The following is a 12690-nucleotide window of genomic DNA, read 5'->3' as shown; positions in this document are numbered from 1 at the left end:
ACTTCCGGGCGGTTGTCCACAGGCATCGACAGGCCCGATTGCGGTGCGGTACGGTCCCTGTGCCGTGGTGACGGTGGCACCACACTGAGTGATGGATCACCCGGGAGGAGTCGGCCGATGCCGCGGGGGGAGATCGACGAAGCCTGGATCGAGGAGGCGGTGCGACGCTACCGCCGGATCGAGTCCCTCCAGGCCGAGTTCGACCAGGCGGTGTCGACCGTCGAAGTGACCGTCCGCTCGCCGGACGGCCTGGTCGAGGTGGTGGTCACCGCCGGTGGACGGATCACCGACGTCCGGTTCCTCGGGCCGCTGCACACCCGCAGCCCGCGCGACGTGGCCGGTTCCGTGCAGGCGGCGGTCACCGCGGCGGCCGACGCCGCCGAGTGGGCGCGGGAAAAGCTGCACAACGAGACGTTCGCCGCCTACCGACCGCTCGCGGGGGCCTGAGATGGACACACTGCGCGCGCTCTCCGCCCGACTGGACGAGGCGAGCGCCACGCTCACAGTCGTTTCGCACACCGTCACCGCCAGCGATCCGGCCCAGGCCGCGTTCGGTGCCGACGCACCGGGCCGCCCGGGCGAGATCGGTCGGGCGCTGCACCGGCAGTGGACCACCGCCACCGATGACCGGGCCCGGGAGGCCCGTGCCGCGGCCGGTCGACTGGCCGCCGCCGCAGCGGCCGTGCGGGAGGCTGCCGACCGCTACGCCGAGGTCGACCGGGCGGCCCGCCGCCGGCTCACCGGGGAACCGTGATGGACGCGCTGGACCGGCTCGCCGAGCCCGGCCTCGACCTGCTTCGCCGGGTGGACAGACTGATCGCGGCCGGCGTCCCCGAGGGGCACCGGGTCTGGCCGCTGCTGCGCCGCATGCAGGTGCTGCCGGGCGACGCGGTTCGCGGCTTCCTCGACCTGCACCCGGTGCCGCTCGCCAGCGCCGGCCACGCGGTGCGCCGGCTCGTCCGGGGGTACGACGACGTCTCCGCCGCGCTCAGCGACTCGGTGCTCTGGTCCGGCCCGGCCGCCACGGCGTACGGGCAACAGCGGGCGGCGCTGCTACGCCACCTCGACGAGGGGCCGGACAGCCTGGTCGGGCGACTCGAATCCACAGCCGGTTACGCCGACGCCCTCGCCGACTGGGTGGAGGGCAGCCGTCTCGCGCTGGCCCGCACGCTGGCCGACGTGCTCCGCTCGGCCGAAGCGGTAGCCGTGGTCGCCGCCACCGCCACCGGTGCGTCGACGCGCCCCGGGCCGGTCGGGCCCGGTGTGGCCGACGCCGCCGAGATCGCCGCACGGGTGCTTGCGGTGCTCTGCGTCGCGTACGACGGTGCGGAGACGCTGCTGCGTCAGTGGGCACCGAGCCTGGCCGAGACCGCGTGGCGTCCGCCAACGGACGGACGCCCCCGCTACGACCAGCCCACCCGGGTCGGCTGGTAACCGAGCCCGACCCCCGGCCGTTGCCGCGTTGCCGCGGACAGGCCACGGCGTCGCTCACGGGCGCCTGGCCTGAAGCCGGCGCCCACGGCGACGCCGTGGTCTTCCCCCTGCACCCCCCGCAGGTCTGCCTCCACTCAACGCCGCCGAGGCACGTCTTGTCTCCTGCCCGGCCCCGGATTCAACCGTCCGGGCGAGCAGCAACGGCACGACGGGACGTTCGGCAATAGGTCGAGTCGACGGTCATGAATGGCGGCGGGGCGTAGCCAGCCGCTGCGCTTCACGGCGTGACCCGTCGTAGGGTGGGGGGATGGGCATGCTCTGCGCGGTCAGCTTCAACCGGTACGGGCGGCTCTACTACCTCGACCCGGGCGAGTTGCGTCCGCAGGTGGGCGACCGGGTGCTGGTTCCCACGGATGACGGGCCCGAGGTGGCGGAGTGCGTATGGGCCGCGCAGTGGGTGACCGAGGAGACCGACGGCTTCCCCCGCCTGGTCGGGCTGGCCGGCGACGACGACCTCCGCCGGGACGAGGCGTTGCGTCGGCGCAAGGCCGAGGCCAAGGTCGCCGCGAAACGGCTGATCCGCTCGCACGGCCTTCCGATGAAGGTGGTGGCGGTCGACCATGTGCTCGGCTCCGCCGAGAGCGGCGGTGAGCGCAGCACCGTCTACTTCACCGCCCCGCACCGGGTGGATTTCCGTTCCCTGGTCCGCGACCTGGGCGCGACCCTGCACTGTCGGGTAGAACTGCGCCAGCTCTCCGCACGGGACTCCGCGCGGGTGCAGGGCGGCATCGGCTCCTGCGGTCGGGACCTGTGCTGCGCCACGTTCCTCACCGACTTCGAGCCGGTGACCATCCGGATGGCGAAGGACCAGGACCTTCCGCTCAACCCGCTGCGCATCTCCGGCGCGTGCGGTCGACTGATGTGCTGCCTCAAGTACGAGCACCCGCTGTACCAGCGCTTTCAGGAAACCGCCCCAGCGGTCGGCAGTCGGGTCTCCACCCCCGAGGGCGACGGCCGGGTCGTCGGCCACAGCGTCCCGAGAGACGCGGTGACGGTACGCCTGGACGCCGACGGCTCGCGCTCAATGTGCTCCCGCGCCGACGTCTGCGGTTCCCGCCAAGCCCACGACCAGCAATACACCCCCTAACCCCGCGCCCCTCCCGCCCGCCCCGGCCCCCGCCGCTTAGCCCAGTTGATCAAGAAGTTTGCGTCAGGAATCGGGTCCGTCATGACGCAAACCTCTTGATCAACTCGGGTGGGGTGGGTGGGGTGGGTGGGTGGGGTGGGTTAGTGCAGGACTGTGGGAGGTTCGGTTAGGTGGGGGGTTAGAGGGGACTTGGGAATCAGCCAACTGTGGGTGGGGGACTGGTCGGGGTTCACCCGCCAGTCGCGGGAGACCCGGTCCACCCCGAGCGGGTAGATGGTCAACGTGCCGTCCGGGTCGATGCGCAGTCGCAGGAACGACTTCGAATCCTCGATGCCCTGGCCGGCGAAGAGTTCATTGACGTTCACTCCGAAAGAGCCCGCCACCAGCAGGTACGCCGCGACCAGTTGACTGGCGACCAGACCGATCACCGGGCCGTAGAGCACCGCCGCGGCGACCGCCGGCAGCGGCCACGGCCAGTCGTAGAACGGCAGCGCCAACCAGACCCAGGTGCCGGCCGCCGCCAGCGCCACCTGCGCCACGCCGTGGCCCACTCCGAGGATCCAGTGCCGGGCGTGACGTTTGCCGCTCGCGCTCGGCGGCTTGGCGAACAGGGCCGCCGCGATCACCGTCACGAGCACCATCACCACCAGCGGGACACTGAACAACCGCTGGTTGGTGCTGTCAGCCCAGTTCGCCGTCGCACCGGCCATGGCCAGCATCAGCAGGGTGTGCAGGGTGCCGAGAAGCGTGGTGAAGCCGGGATTGCGGAACGGCAACCGGGGGAAGATGCCCCAGCCGTAGCGGCGCGACCGCGCGGCGTCCGGGTAGCGGGCCACCAGGTCGTACGGCTGGGCGGAGCTGGCCTTGCGGGCGAGCGTGTCCCGCGGTGGCACCTCGATGCGCTCCGGCAGCTTGTGCGTGGGGTAGAGGTACGCGCCGCCGCCACCGCAGGTGATCAGCTCCCGGTCCGGCCCGGAGTAGCGGGCGTAGTGGTGCAGGTCGCCGGAGAGCAACAGTCGCACCCGCGCCCCGGTCGGGTCGATGATCGTGCGGATGAAGTAGTCGATCGAGTCGTACGCCGTGGGGTTGTCGGCAGCCTTGACCCAGGTCGGCGCCGGCGCGGCGATGATCACCTTGGACTCCGGCCCGAGCCGCCGGGCCACCTCGTCGAAGTAGGCCAGCTGCGGGTCGTCCAGGTACGAGCCGGACTGGTCGTCCACGCCGAGCAACCACCAGCCGGCCGGCAACTCCACAGCGAAGTAGGACCGGGACTGCCCGGTGCCCCAGCCCGCGAAGTTGCGGTCCCGGGAGCGGACGAACAACCGCAGGAACGCGGTGAGGCCGTCGTACCAGTCGTGGTTTCCCGGCACCGCGAAGAGCGTCGGCTTCTCGGCCGGCGCCACCGGCAGGGCGGCCTGGTAGGGGCCCTTGCACCGGTCCTCGTACGCGGCGTAGGCCGCCGACGGGTACACCTGGTCCCCGCCCATCACCAGTGTCTGCGCCCGGGGCAGGCGGTGCCCGTCGACGGTCAGCTCGGGCTGCGCCAGCAGGTACGCCACCGAGTAGGTGGCGTTGAAGCCGTCACCGAGGTCGGCCACGTAGTCGAGCCACAGCCCGCCGTCCGGCCCAACCTGGCGGAAGACGCCGTCGCCGAACGCGTTCTGCAACTCGCGCTTGTCGAGGTACGCCCCGAAGAGCACCGCCAGCAGCGTCCGGATGCCGGTGCTGATCAACAGAAACGGCGCCAGCCATGGCACCGGCTTGCGCGGCGTGAAGCCCAACTCCAACGGGTCGGTGCTGCGCGGCCGATGGGCGGCGCGTTCACCGGCCGGCGCGCGGTCAGGGCGTTCGGTCGTCTCGTCCTGACGTTCGGGGTGGTCGCGTTCGTCGCTCACCCGCCGCAGCGTAGTCCCGGCTCCGATCGTCCGCTGTCCGGTAAGCGTCCAGATGGCGGCCGATGTCCGGTTGGTGCTGGCGGGCGCGACGGGGGTATCCCGTTCGGTCGGTGCCGCCGGGGTGCCGTACACTTGCTGATCGTTGCCGCCTTAGCTCAGTCGGCTAGAGCGACGCACTCGTAATGCGTAGGTCGACGGTTCGATTCCGTCAGGCGGCTCGGTAAGAAAAAAGGGCCCCTGGCCTCGGGAAACATCCCGGGAGCCAGGGGCCCTTTCGCATGCGCTTGAAGGTCAACAGTGTAGATCGAGGTGTACTAGCTCCCGCCGAGCAGCAGCCGGCCCATACGGTCCGTAGCCTCCCGGGTCAGCTCCGACACCACCTTCGCGTACCCCTGCGTCGTCCGGATGTCCGTGTGCCCCAGCACGTCCTTCACGACGTGCAGGTCAACGCCCTGCGCCACCATCAACGTCGCCGCAGTGTGCCGTGCGTCGTGCAACCGCACCCGCTTCACGCCCGCCGTGTCCAGCAGGTCGCGCCACACCTGATAGTCCTGCCTCGGATCCAGCGGCCGACCGTCGTTCTGGGCGAACACGAAGTCACCCTCCACCCACCACTCACCGGCTGCCGCGCGTTCGGCGTCCTGCGCGGCCCGGTGGGCGCGGAGCTTCTCCACCAGCGGTGCCGGGATCGGCAGCGTCCGCTCGCTCTTACCCTTCGGGTCGACGAGCTGGAGACCACCCTCCGACCGCTGAGGACAGTCGGCTCCCCGCTTCCGATCGCACGTGCCGCCGCAGCCGTGCTCGTAGATCCGACGGCGCAGCTGCTTGGGGATCTCCATGTGCCCGATGCCCAGGTCGACGTGCGCCCACCGCAATCCGAGCGCCTCACCCTGCCGCAGCCCCAGCGCCAGCGCCACCGACCAGCGGGCCGAGTTCCGCAGCTCGGCCGCAGCGACCAGTACCTTCGCCGCCTCGGGCTCCGTCAGGAACGCCATCTTCGGCGACCGCCCGGACGGGGCGTCGATCAGCTTCGCCACGTTCCGCGCGACCATGCCGCGCCGCAGCGCCACCTCAAGGGCCCGGGTCATGATCCGGTGGACCTTCAGCGCATGGCTCGACGCCTTGCCCTGCCGCTCCATCGCCAGATACATGGCGTCGAGCTGGTCGGGCTTCAGCTTGTCCAGCCGCGTCTTCCCCAGGTGGGGGTAGATCCAGTTGCGGCACTTTGACCGGTAGTCGTACAGGGTGGCCGGGTTGCAGCGGCGCGGTGCGACGTCGGTCAGATAGGTCTCCATCCACGACTGCACCGTCGGCGCCCGACCGGCCTTCGTCACCGCCCCGGAGCGCCGCTGCGCCAACAGCTCGTCGACGCGGGCGACCGTCGCGTCCTTCGTCTTGCGGCGGACGTGTCGCTGGTCAGCCCGGCCGTTCGGTTTCGAGCCGACGGTGACGTAGGCGTGCCACCACCCGTCGTCGCCCTGCTTGATCGTGGGGTAGGGGAGACGCGGCGACACGGTCAGTCCTCGCCGACGGCCTTCCGGCCGTTTCCGTTCGACCCGATGATGAGCCGCAGCATCCCCCGGATGGACTCTTTGGCCGCGTCGGAGACTTTGGGATCCATGAGCTTGCGTTGGATGGCCCGCAGCTCCGGGTCGAACGTCTCCGCCGGCTGCGCACTGGGCTTTCCGTCGGTGCCCCAGCCAAGCGCCCGGTAGGCCGCTGACGTCGGGATATCCAGCCCTTCGCAGAACGCGTCGACCTTCGTGGCCCGAGGGTCCTGCGTCCAGTCGCCGTCCTTCCATCGGTAGAAGGTGGTGGAGCCGACGCCGGTGCGGCGCTCGATCTGCTTAACGCTGATGCCGCGATCCTCGGCGTCCTGGAGTGCCTTGGCTACGAACCGGCCGAAGGCAGCACGACGCGCGTCGAGAGACACCATGGGAAGAAGATAGGTCCCGAGATCGGGAGTGGCCGCCCGAGATCGGGCAGATCCCCGAGTTCGGCGACGGGCAGCGTCGCGTGCTACAGGGCGCGTTGGGGCATCGACAGCGCTGGTTGCGGTGGCGGACATGGCTGCCACCTTACGTTACGAACGGCTAGTGGAAGCCTGACCGAAAAGCTGACTCATCCCCTTGTTCGGGGACTCCAGTCCGTCGTAGTCTATCCCCATGTTCGGGAACGAAACCCCTGAGATCCCCGAGAGCGGGGACGTGACTCCGCCGTCCCGCCTGCTCTACCCCGTGTCTGAGGTGGCCGTTCTTCTCGGGATCTCCGAGAAGCAGGTCGGCCGCTACATCGAGCGCAAGGAACTGCGCAGCCGCAAGCTCGGCCGCCGTCGCCTGGTCCACCGCGACGACATCGACGCGTTCATCCGCGACCACGCGGCGGTCGACGCCGCCTGATCCACCCGGTGCCCACCCGGGCCCGGAAAAGAACCAGCGCCCCGCATCCCGGCAAGGACATCGCGGAGCGCCAGACCCCAGGGAGTATCGCATGACCCCCACGATCACCACCTCCACCGAGGACCGCCGGCTGCTCGCCGAGGTTTCCCGCTGGGCCCACCGCAACGACTGGCGCGTCGGCGGATGGCGCGGCTACCAGAACGCCGCGTTCGAGGACGGCGCGACCGTCGCCGTCCGGGTGAACGAGGCCGGGCTTCAGGTGTGGCGCAAGCCGGCGGACGCCCCGCACTTCACCGGCCAGCCCACCGACTACCCGGCGACCAACGTCCGGGAGGCGGTCGACATCCTCGCCGCCGTCGGGGTCCTGCCGCCGGTGTTCTCGTCGGCGTACCGGCAGGGTCGCAGCGACGGCGCGTTCATCGCGAACGTCGAGACGAACCCGGACCGCAAGTGCGGGATCTGCGGTGCGACGTCCGGCTTGAAGCTGCTGCCTGGCAACCCGCTGACCGGCACCAAGAACCAGTGGCTGTGCTGGGACACCTGTAAGGCGGCCACCCGATGAGCGCCGTGATCCGCGCCAACGGGTTCGACCGTTTCCGCCTCGCCCTGGCCGACGCCGCCGACGAGCAGGTCGCCGCCACCCAGGCGTACTGGGAGGGCCTGACCGGGTTCATCGCCGCCACCCACCGGGACCTGGTCGACCACGAGATCGAGTACCGGCAGGCCGTGACCCGGCTCAACGCGGCCGGCCCGGATCTGGTCGCCGCGATCTCCCTGCCCACCCGATGGGAGGCGAAGCGATGAGCACCACCCGCGAAGAACTGATCGCCGGCCTGCGCGCCGTGGCCGACTTCTACGAGGCCAACCCGACCATGCCCGTTCCGGCCTACCCGGACCTCTGCGTGCACACCCGGGGCGACAACGACGAAGCCGAGGTCGAGCAGGTTCGGGCTGCGGCTGAAGTGCTCGGCGTCGAGATGAAGGTAGGCGCGCACGTCACCGCCGACCGGGCCTTCGGGAAGGTCGGCGTTCGGGTCGTCCACGTCCCGAGCCCCGTCATGGCGAACCACGTCGCGCACATGTCGTACGCCGACAACATCAAGGTCGAGGACGGCACCCGATGAGCCCCCGGATCCTCGACCTCGGCGGCGTCATCGCCCACTTCCAGCCCGGCCCGACCAGCCCACCGCCCACCGGCCCCGGCACGGGAGACGGCGGACGCCCCGCACCCCAAGTCACCGACGCCGCCGGCTACACGGCGTGGCTGAACACGCTGGACACCGACGCGTTCATCGCCGAGTGCCGGCGCGGTAAGGCCGAGTTCGAGTGGACCACCGGCAAGAGCATCTGGCAGGTGTCGTGATGCGCGCCCTAGACCTCTTCTGCTGCGCAGGCGGAGCCACCCGTGGATATCAACAGGCCGGCTTCCATGTCGTCGGCGTGGACAAACTCGACCGCCCCCGGTACTGCGGCGACGAGTTCATCAAGGGTGACGCTCTCGACGTCCTGCGCGACGTCGCATTCCTGCGCACCTTCGACCTGATCGCCGCATCGCCGCCCTGCCAGTTCGGCTCGACGGGATCGGGTCAGTGGGGCACCCGGGACCGGCACGAGAACCTGATCCCGCAGACCCGGGAACTGCTCCAAGTCGCCGACGTGCCCTACGTCATCGAGAACATCGAGCCGAACCTCCCGCACCTCATCGACCCGACCGTGCTCTGCGGGGAGATGTTCGACCTGGGCGTGTTCCGTCACCGGGGATTCGAGGTCGGCGGTGGGATCACCCTCGCCCAGCCGCACCACCCGCAGCACCGGGGGCGGGTCGGGGACGGGAAGTACGTCACCGTCACCGGCAAGAGCGGTGGCCGGTCTGTCCGGGACGGCATCCAGCACGGCGCAAAGGCCGACTGGGAGCGGGCCATGGGCATCGACTGGATGAGCACCCGGGAGATGGCCCAGGCGATCCCGCCGGCGTACACCCGGTGGATCGGGCAGCAGATCATGCCCGCCCTGGTCGGCCAGGCGGTGTCGTGATGGGCCGCCTCATCCTCGCCGTCGCCGTCGTCGCCCTGCTCCTGGCCTTCGCCGTCTACCTCGGCGAAGTCATCGGCGAACGCCGCGTCGAGCAACGCGTCGCCGCCGAATACGCCGCCAAGTACGGGGCCGACTTCGCGGTCATGCGCCACGAGCTGCACACCACGCACGCCGCGCTCATGGCCATGCCGCTGCCCCTGCCCGAGTCCATCGCGCACCGGGAGGCGGTGGCCGCGCAGCACCGCGCCGTGTGGCAGCCCGTCGTCGACCGGCTGGCCGCCCGCTTCACCGCCCGGAGAGCCGCATGACCCCCGACCCCGCCGTGAAGCGCACCTTCCGAGGCTTCCTCGTCGGCCTCGCCCTCGTCGCCCCGATCTGGGCCCTCATCGTCTGGAGCTTCCTGTGACCACCAACGACCACCAGCGCGAGCTGGCCGAGCGCTTCAAGCGCGACACCGCCAACCACACCATGACCGTGCTGCACGACGACGGCCTGTACCGGCACCTGCGGTTCACCAAGCCGGACAGCTCCATGTACTGGTTCGAGATCGTCACCTGGCCGGGCTCGCTGGCCATCCGGGGCGACGTTGACGGCAACCTCGTCTTCTCCCGCCTCCCCGACATGTTCCAGTTCTTCCGCAGCGACCACGGCATCAACCCCGGCTACTGGGCCGAGAAGACCGCCGACCACGGCAAGTCGCTCAAGGAGTACAGCGAGGCCGTCTTCCTCCAGCACGTCACTGACCTGCTCGCGGAGTTCGCCGAAGAGGACCCGGCGCTCGCGCAGACCGTCAAGGCCGAGATCACCGATGCGGTCGCACGCGGGGAAGCCGGCTTCGAGGAAGAGGCCCGCGAGCTGGCCCGCTTCTGGGAGGACAAGGGCGTCTTCTCCGACACCTGGGAGTGGGACCTCACCGACTGGAAGTGGTCGTACCTCTGGTGCTGCCACGCGATCGTCGCGGGCATCGCCCAGTACGACACGGCCCGTAACCGGCCCAGCTGGATCCGCCGGGTTCTCAACCGGCTCACCCAGGTCAGGGTCAGTCGGCCGGCGAAGGTCGTCACCGTCGAGCTGGACGGGGTGTCGGCATGACCAACGACGACACCACCGTCACCCGCACCGACTGGGTGCCCGCCGCCGACCTGGCCGCCGCTCGCGACGAGGTCGAGCAGCTGCGTACCCGGGTGGCCGACCGCAACGCCTCCCTCGACCGGGTCACCGCCGAACGGGACGAGGCCCGCGAGCAACGCGACCTCAACAGCGACCTACTCGACGGTGCCGCCAAGGCGCTGGGGATCGACCTCACCGACCCGGACGTCCACTACATCTACGAGATCCCGACGAAGGTCGCCGAGTTGGTCGCCGCCCTCACCAAGTCCCGCGAGTACGCCGCCGGCCGCGACAACGAGATCGGCCGGCTCGTCGCCGAGAACGCCCGGGTGCGGCAGCAGCGCGACGAGGCCCTGGCTGGCGGGCTCATCTGCGGCTGCGGCATCGCGCCCGACGGAGCGCCCGGATCCATCGAGGGGTGCAGCCCGCAGTGCATGCAGCCTGTGCCCGCCGAGGCGGTGGCGTCGTGAGCTACGACCTCCACGACGGCACCGTCCACGCCTGGGCCACCAACCCCACCCCACCAGCCACCTGGCGGCAACGCCTCACCCAATGGCGCGACCGCACCTTCGGACCCGACCCCGCCGGAGCCGACGACGCCTGGCTCAACCAGATGCGCGCCGCCACCAGCCAGCTCGACGACGACACCCGCGCCGGCCGGCACTACGCCGACAACATCGCCACCACCCTGCTGGCCCGGCCCATCGCGATCGCCGCCGTCCCGTACCGGCTCGTCGACGTGCCGCACCTCGGGGAGCTGCCCATCGGGCCGCTGGAGCCCGCCCACATCCACAACCAGCTGATCGGAGCAGAGCAGTGACCGCGCCAACGCAAACATGGAGCGCCGAGGCTCGGCAGTTCCTCACCGAGACCCTGCCCAAAGGCGCGCACAAGCACATCGACGAGATCGTGAGCTGGTTCGGCTACGCCGACAACCCCTCGGAGCTCACGATCCCCGGCGCCCGGGTGCCGGTCGAGATCGTCGAGGCGTACGGACTCTCGATCGAGGTGGACGCGAACGGCAACGCCGCGACCGTGACGTTCCCGCACGGGGCCGAGGTGACGGCATGAGCGCCACAACCCTGACCCGATTGGCCACCCCGCTCGACGCCAACTGGCGGCTACGCGGACTGTGCCTCGCTCTCGACCCCGACTTCATGTACCCGGACGACCGCGACCACAGCGGACAGGCCGCCGCCAAGAACGTCTGCGGGGGGTGCGACGTCGTCAAGCAGTGCCTCAAGAACGCGATCGACACCGACGACTGGCACGGCATCCGGGGCGGAATGACCCCGAAGGAGCGCCGGGCACACGCCGCCGGTGACCAGGGCAAGCCCTGCGACCGCTGCAAGACCAAGTTCACCCCCCGGATCGCACGGCAGCGGTTCTGCCCTGACTGCGCCCGGGCCAACGACGGGCAGCACTACAGCGCGGAGCGCCGGGAGTGCCGCGCCTGCGGGTCCACGGCGTACGTCAAGGACGACGGCCAACTCGGCAAGCACCGGCTGCCCGGGAAGGGCTGCGCCCGCCCGTTCTGCCGGGGCGAGGTCACCGAGACCGAGCAGCGCGCCGACTACCTGCACCAGATCAGCCAGTGCGTGCACAACCCCGAGTGGCGTCAGCCGGGCGGGCTGTGCGGCGGGTGCGGCAAGGACGACTTCTTCGCGGAGATGGGGGAGGCGGCGTGACACACCGGCTGGTCTACAACGACTCGACCCACAGCTACACGCTGAACGGGAAGCGCTGCAAGAGCGTCACCGCGGTGGCGAAGATCGTGCCGGACTCCTACGCCCTGGAGCAGTGGCGCAAGCGTCAGGTCGCCATCGGCATGACGCTGGAGCCGCGGCTGGCCGAGCGGGTCGCCGTCGACCTGGACAACCGGGAGACGGTCGACCGGGTGTGCGAGGACGCCATGCAGGTGGCCGGCGCCCACCACGCGGCGAACCGGGGGACGCAGCGCCACCGCGCCTCGGAACTGGCCGACCTCGGCGGGAAGCTGCTGACCGAGCAGCAGCGGGCTGACGCCGCGGCGTGGCAGCGGACGCTCGACGCCTACGGGATCGAGATCCTGCCGGAGTTCGTCGAGGGCTTCGCGATCTGGCCGGAGTACGGGGTCGTCGGTCGCTTCGACCGGATCGCCCGGTACCGCGGTCGGCACGTGATCGTCGACCTCAAGAGCGGCGAGAACGCGGTCAAGTACCCACAGGGGACCGCCGTGCAGCTCGCCCTCTACGCCAACGCGCCGCTGATCTCGGCCGGCATCGACGTGGCCGGCGATCGGTCCACGGTGACCGACTGGACCACGCCGCCGGCAGACCTCGATCTGGAGCACGGGTACGTCGTCCTGCTCGGTGACGGCATGGACGTCGGCCAACTCTGGCGCATCAAGATCGGCCACGGCTGGAGGGGCGCGCAGCTCGGGCTCGGCGTCGTGCAGTGGCGCAAGGAGTACCGCTACGGCGCCGAGCTGTCGTCGCAGGAGACCAGCACCACGCCCACCCCCGACCTGATCGACCTCATCAACCGGGCCGGCGACGAGCCGGAGCTGGACGGGATCTGGCGGACCTACGCCAGTGCCTGGACCCCGGAGCACAGCACCGCCGCGCAGCAGCGACTGGCCGCCATCGCGGCCGGCGCGCTGTGACCGGCGAGCACCACCTCAACCAGTCCG

At 70.6% G+C, this 12690-nt stretch carries 20 protein-coding genes and 1 tRNA gene; 18 read left to right on the top strand and 3 right to left on the bottom strand.

The genetic code is table 11. The annotated features are described in order from the left end of the window. Nucleotides 1–117: 117 nt before the first annotated feature. The 4 genes from OG992_RS18895 to OG992_RS18880 all read left to right on the top strand — a co-directional run bounded on the left by OG992_RS18895 (nucleotide 118) and on the right by OG992_RS18880 (nucleotide 2581). Nucleotides 118–447, top strand: a complete 330-nt coding sequence (locus OG992_RS18895; RefSeq protein ID WP_007454690.1) for a YbaB/EbfC family nucleoid-associated protein — start codon at nucleotides 118–120, stop codon at nucleotides 445–447. Nucleotide 448: 1 nt separating this feature from the next. Beyond that, nucleotides 449–754 carry a type VII secretion target gene (locus OG992_RS18890; protein ID WP_112725261.1) on the top strand — a complete coding sequence of 102 codons (306 nt, stop codon included), beginning with the start codon at nucleotides 449–451 and terminating at the stop codon, nucleotides 752–754. Then, entirely contained in the window at nucleotides 754–1434 is a 681-nt protein-coding gene (locus OG992_RS18885; protein ID WP_266303922.1) for a hypothetical protein, read from the top strand. The genes OG992_RS18890 and OG992_RS18885 overlap by 1 nt, the downstream gene beginning before the upstream one ends. 307 nt (nucleotides 1435–1741) lie before the next feature. Continuing rightward, the gene (locus OG992_RS18880; protein ID WP_238684762.1) at nucleotides 1742–2581 is read left to right on the top strand and encodes a regulatory iron-sulfur-containing complex subunit RicT; all 840 of its coding nucleotides are present in this window, start codon (nucleotides 1742–1744) and stop codon (nucleotides 2579–2581) included. A 140-nt stretch (nucleotides 2582–2721) separates the two neighbouring features. Here the strand turns inward: OG992_RS18880 and OG992_RS18875 are convergent, their stop codons facing one another. Further along, a complete protein-coding gene (locus tag OG992_RS18875) occupies nucleotides 2722–4476 on the bottom strand; it encodes a metallophosphoesterase (RefSeq protein ID WP_238684761.1) in 1755 nt (584 codons plus the stop codon). Between the two features lie 144 nt (nucleotides 4477–4620). Between OG992_RS18875 and OG992_RS18870 the strand changes: the two genes are divergently transcribed. Then, nucleotides 4621–4694 (top strand) — tRNA-Thr (locus OG992_RS18870). 96 nt (nucleotides 4695–4790) lie between these two features. Here OG992_RS18870 and OG992_RS18865 read toward each other — a convergent pair. Both OG992_RS18865 and OG992_RS18860 read right to left on the bottom strand, forming a co-directional pair. After that, nucleotides 4791–5990, bottom strand: a complete 1200-nt coding sequence (locus OG992_RS18865; RefSeq protein ID WP_266303921.1) for a site-specific integrase — start codon at nucleotides 5988–5990, stop codon at nucleotides 4791–4793. A 2-nt stretch (nucleotides 5991–5992) separates the two neighbouring features. After that, nucleotides 5993–6412 carry an XRE family transcriptional regulator gene (locus OG992_RS18860; protein ID WP_266303920.1) on the bottom strand — a complete coding sequence of 140 codons (420 nt, stop codon included), beginning with the start codon at nucleotides 6410–6412 and terminating at the stop codon, nucleotides 5993–5995. Between the two features lie 229 nt (nucleotides 6413–6641). Here OG992_RS18860 and OG992_RS18855 point away from each other — a divergent pair, with 229 nt between their 5' ends. From OG992_RS18855 to OG992_RS18795, 13 genes are all read left to right on the top strand, one after another. After that, the gene (locus OG992_RS18855) at nucleotides 6642–6875 is read left to right on the top strand and encodes a helix-turn-helix domain-containing protein (RefSeq protein WP_266303919.1); all 234 of its coding nucleotides are present in this window, start codon (nucleotides 6642–6644) and stop codon (nucleotides 6873–6875) included. 91 nt (nucleotides 6876–6966) lie between these two features. Then, nucleotides 6967–7437, top strand: a complete 471-nt coding sequence (locus OG992_RS18850) for a hypothetical protein (RefSeq protein WP_266303918.1) — start codon at nucleotides 6967–6969, stop codon at nucleotides 7435–7437. Further along, entirely contained in the window at nucleotides 7434–7679 is a 246-nt protein-coding gene (locus OG992_RS18845; RefSeq protein ID WP_266303917.1) for a hypothetical protein, read from the top strand. Before OG992_RS18850 ends, OG992_RS18845 begins: the two co-directional genes overlap by 4 nt. Beyond that, nucleotides 7676–7999, top strand: a complete 324-nt coding sequence (locus OG992_RS18840; protein ID WP_266303916.1) for a hypothetical protein — start codon at nucleotides 7676–7678, stop codon at nucleotides 7997–7999. Before OG992_RS18845 ends, OG992_RS18840 begins: the two co-directional genes overlap by 4 nt. Next, entirely contained in the window at nucleotides 7996–8238 is a 243-nt protein-coding gene (locus OG992_RS18835; protein ID WP_266303915.1) for a hypothetical protein, read from the top strand. Before OG992_RS18840 ends, OG992_RS18835 begins: the two co-directional genes overlap by 4 nt. Then, entirely contained in the window at nucleotides 8238–8909 is a 672-nt protein-coding gene (locus tag OG992_RS18830; RefSeq protein WP_266303914.1) for a DNA cytosine methyltransferase, read from the top strand. Before OG992_RS18835 ends, OG992_RS18830 begins: the two co-directional genes overlap by 1 nt. Beyond that, nucleotides 8909–9217, top strand: a complete 309-nt coding sequence (locus tag OG992_RS18825) for a hypothetical protein (RefSeq protein ID WP_266303913.1) — start codon at nucleotides 8909–8911, stop codon at nucleotides 9215–9217. Before OG992_RS18830 ends, OG992_RS18825 begins: the two co-directional genes overlap by 1 nt. A gap of 94 nt (nucleotides 9218–9311) precedes the next feature. Next, the gene (locus tag OG992_RS18820) at nucleotides 9312–10001 is read left to right on the top strand and encodes a hypothetical protein (protein ID WP_266303912.1); all 690 of its coding nucleotides are present in this window, start codon (nucleotides 9312–9314) and stop codon (nucleotides 9999–10001) included. After that, nucleotides 9998–10489 (top strand): hypothetical protein, encoded by a 492-nt coding sequence (locus OG992_RS18815; protein WP_266303911.1) that lies wholly within the window; start codon nucleotides 9998–10000, stop codon nucleotides 10487–10489. The genes OG992_RS18820 and OG992_RS18815 overlap by 4 nt, the downstream gene beginning before the upstream one ends. Then, nucleotides 10486–10839 (top strand): hypothetical protein, encoded by a 354-nt coding sequence (locus tag OG992_RS18810; protein WP_266303910.1) that lies wholly within the window; start codon nucleotides 10486–10488, stop codon nucleotides 10837–10839. The genes OG992_RS18815 and OG992_RS18810 overlap by 4 nt, the downstream gene beginning before the upstream one ends. Beyond that, nucleotides 10836–11090, top strand: coding sequence for a hypothetical protein (locus OG992_RS18805; protein WP_266303909.1), 255 nt, complete (start codon nucleotides 10836–10838; stop codon nucleotides 11088–11090). Before OG992_RS18810 ends, OG992_RS18805 begins: the two co-directional genes overlap by 4 nt. Continuing rightward, entirely contained in the window at nucleotides 11087–11707 is a 621-nt protein-coding gene (locus OG992_RS18800; RefSeq protein WP_266303908.1) for a WhiB family transcriptional regulator, read from the top strand. The genes OG992_RS18805 and OG992_RS18800 overlap by 4 nt, the downstream gene beginning before the upstream one ends. After that, nucleotides 11704–12663: a PD-(D/E)XK nuclease family protein gene (locus OG992_RS18795; protein WP_266303907.1), complete on the top strand. Its 960-nt coding sequence runs from the start codon at nucleotides 11704–11706 to the stop codon at nucleotides 12661–12663. The genes OG992_RS18800 and OG992_RS18795 overlap by 4 nt, the downstream gene beginning before the upstream one ends. Nucleotides 12664–12690: the final 27 nt, after the last annotated feature.

Source organism: Micromonospora sp. NBC_00362 (assembly GCF_026342155.1).
GTDB lineage: Bacteria > Actinomycetota > Actinomycetes > Mycobacteriales > Micromonosporaceae > Micromonospora > Micromonospora hortensis.
Note: the sequence above shows the minus strand (reverse complement) of the source record. Positions and strands in the feature narration are given on the sequence as shown.

Bases quoted from the DNA above. Each gene is read 5' to 3' on its own strand.
- OG992_RS18895 (WP_007454690.1), top strand. From the start codon at position 118: ATGCCGCGGGGGGAGATCGACGAAGCCTGGATCGAGGAGGCGGTGCGA.
- OG992_RS18890 (WP_112725261.1), top strand. From the start codon at position 449: ATGGACACACTGCGCGCGCTCTCCGCCCGACTGGACGAGGCGAGCGCC.
- OG992_RS18885 (WP_266303922.1), top strand. From the start codon at position 754: ATGGACGCGCTGGACCGGCTCGCCGAGCCCGGCCTCGACCTGCTTCGC.
- OG992_RS18880 (WP_238684762.1), top strand. From the start codon at position 1,742: ATGGGCATGCTCTGCGCGGTCAGCTTCAACCGGTACGGGCGGCTCTAC.
- OG992_RS18860 (WP_266303920.1), bottom strand. From the start codon at position 6,412: ATGGTGTCTCTCGACGCGCGTCGTGCTGCCTTCGGCCGGTTCGTAGCC.
- OG992_RS18855 (WP_266303919.1), top strand. From the start codon at position 6,642: ATGTTCGGGAACGAAACCCCTGAGATCCCCGAGAGCGGGGACGTGACT.
- OG992_RS18850 (WP_266303918.1), top strand. From the start codon at position 6,967: ATGACCCCCACGATCACCACCTCCACCGAGGACCGCCGGCTGCTCGCC.
- OG992_RS18845 (WP_266303917.1), top strand. From the start codon at position 7,434: ATGAGCGCCGTGATCCGCGCCAACGGGTTCGACCGTTTCCGCCTCGCC.
- OG992_RS18840 (WP_266303916.1), top strand. From the start codon at position 7,676: ATGAGCACCACCCGCGAAGAACTGATCGCCGGCCTGCGCGCCGTGGCC.
- OG992_RS18835 (WP_266303915.1), top strand. From the start codon at position 7,996: ATGAGCCCCCGGATCCTCGACCTCGGCGGCGTCATCGCCCACTTCCAG.
- OG992_RS18830 (WP_266303914.1), top strand. From the start codon at position 8,238: ATGCGCGCCCTAGACCTCTTCTGCTGCGCAGGCGGAGCCACCCGTGGA.
- OG992_RS18825 (WP_266303913.1), top strand. From the start codon at position 8,909: ATGGGCCGCCTCATCCTCGCCGTCGCCGTCGTCGCCCTGCTCCTGGCC.
- OG992_RS18815 (WP_266303911.1), top strand. From the start codon at position 9,998: ATGACCAACGACGACACCACCGTCACCCGCACCGACTGGGTGCCCGCC.
- OG992_RS18800 (WP_266303908.1), top strand. From the start codon at position 11,087: ATGAGCGCCACAACCCTGACCCGATTGGCCACCCCGCTCGACGCCAAC.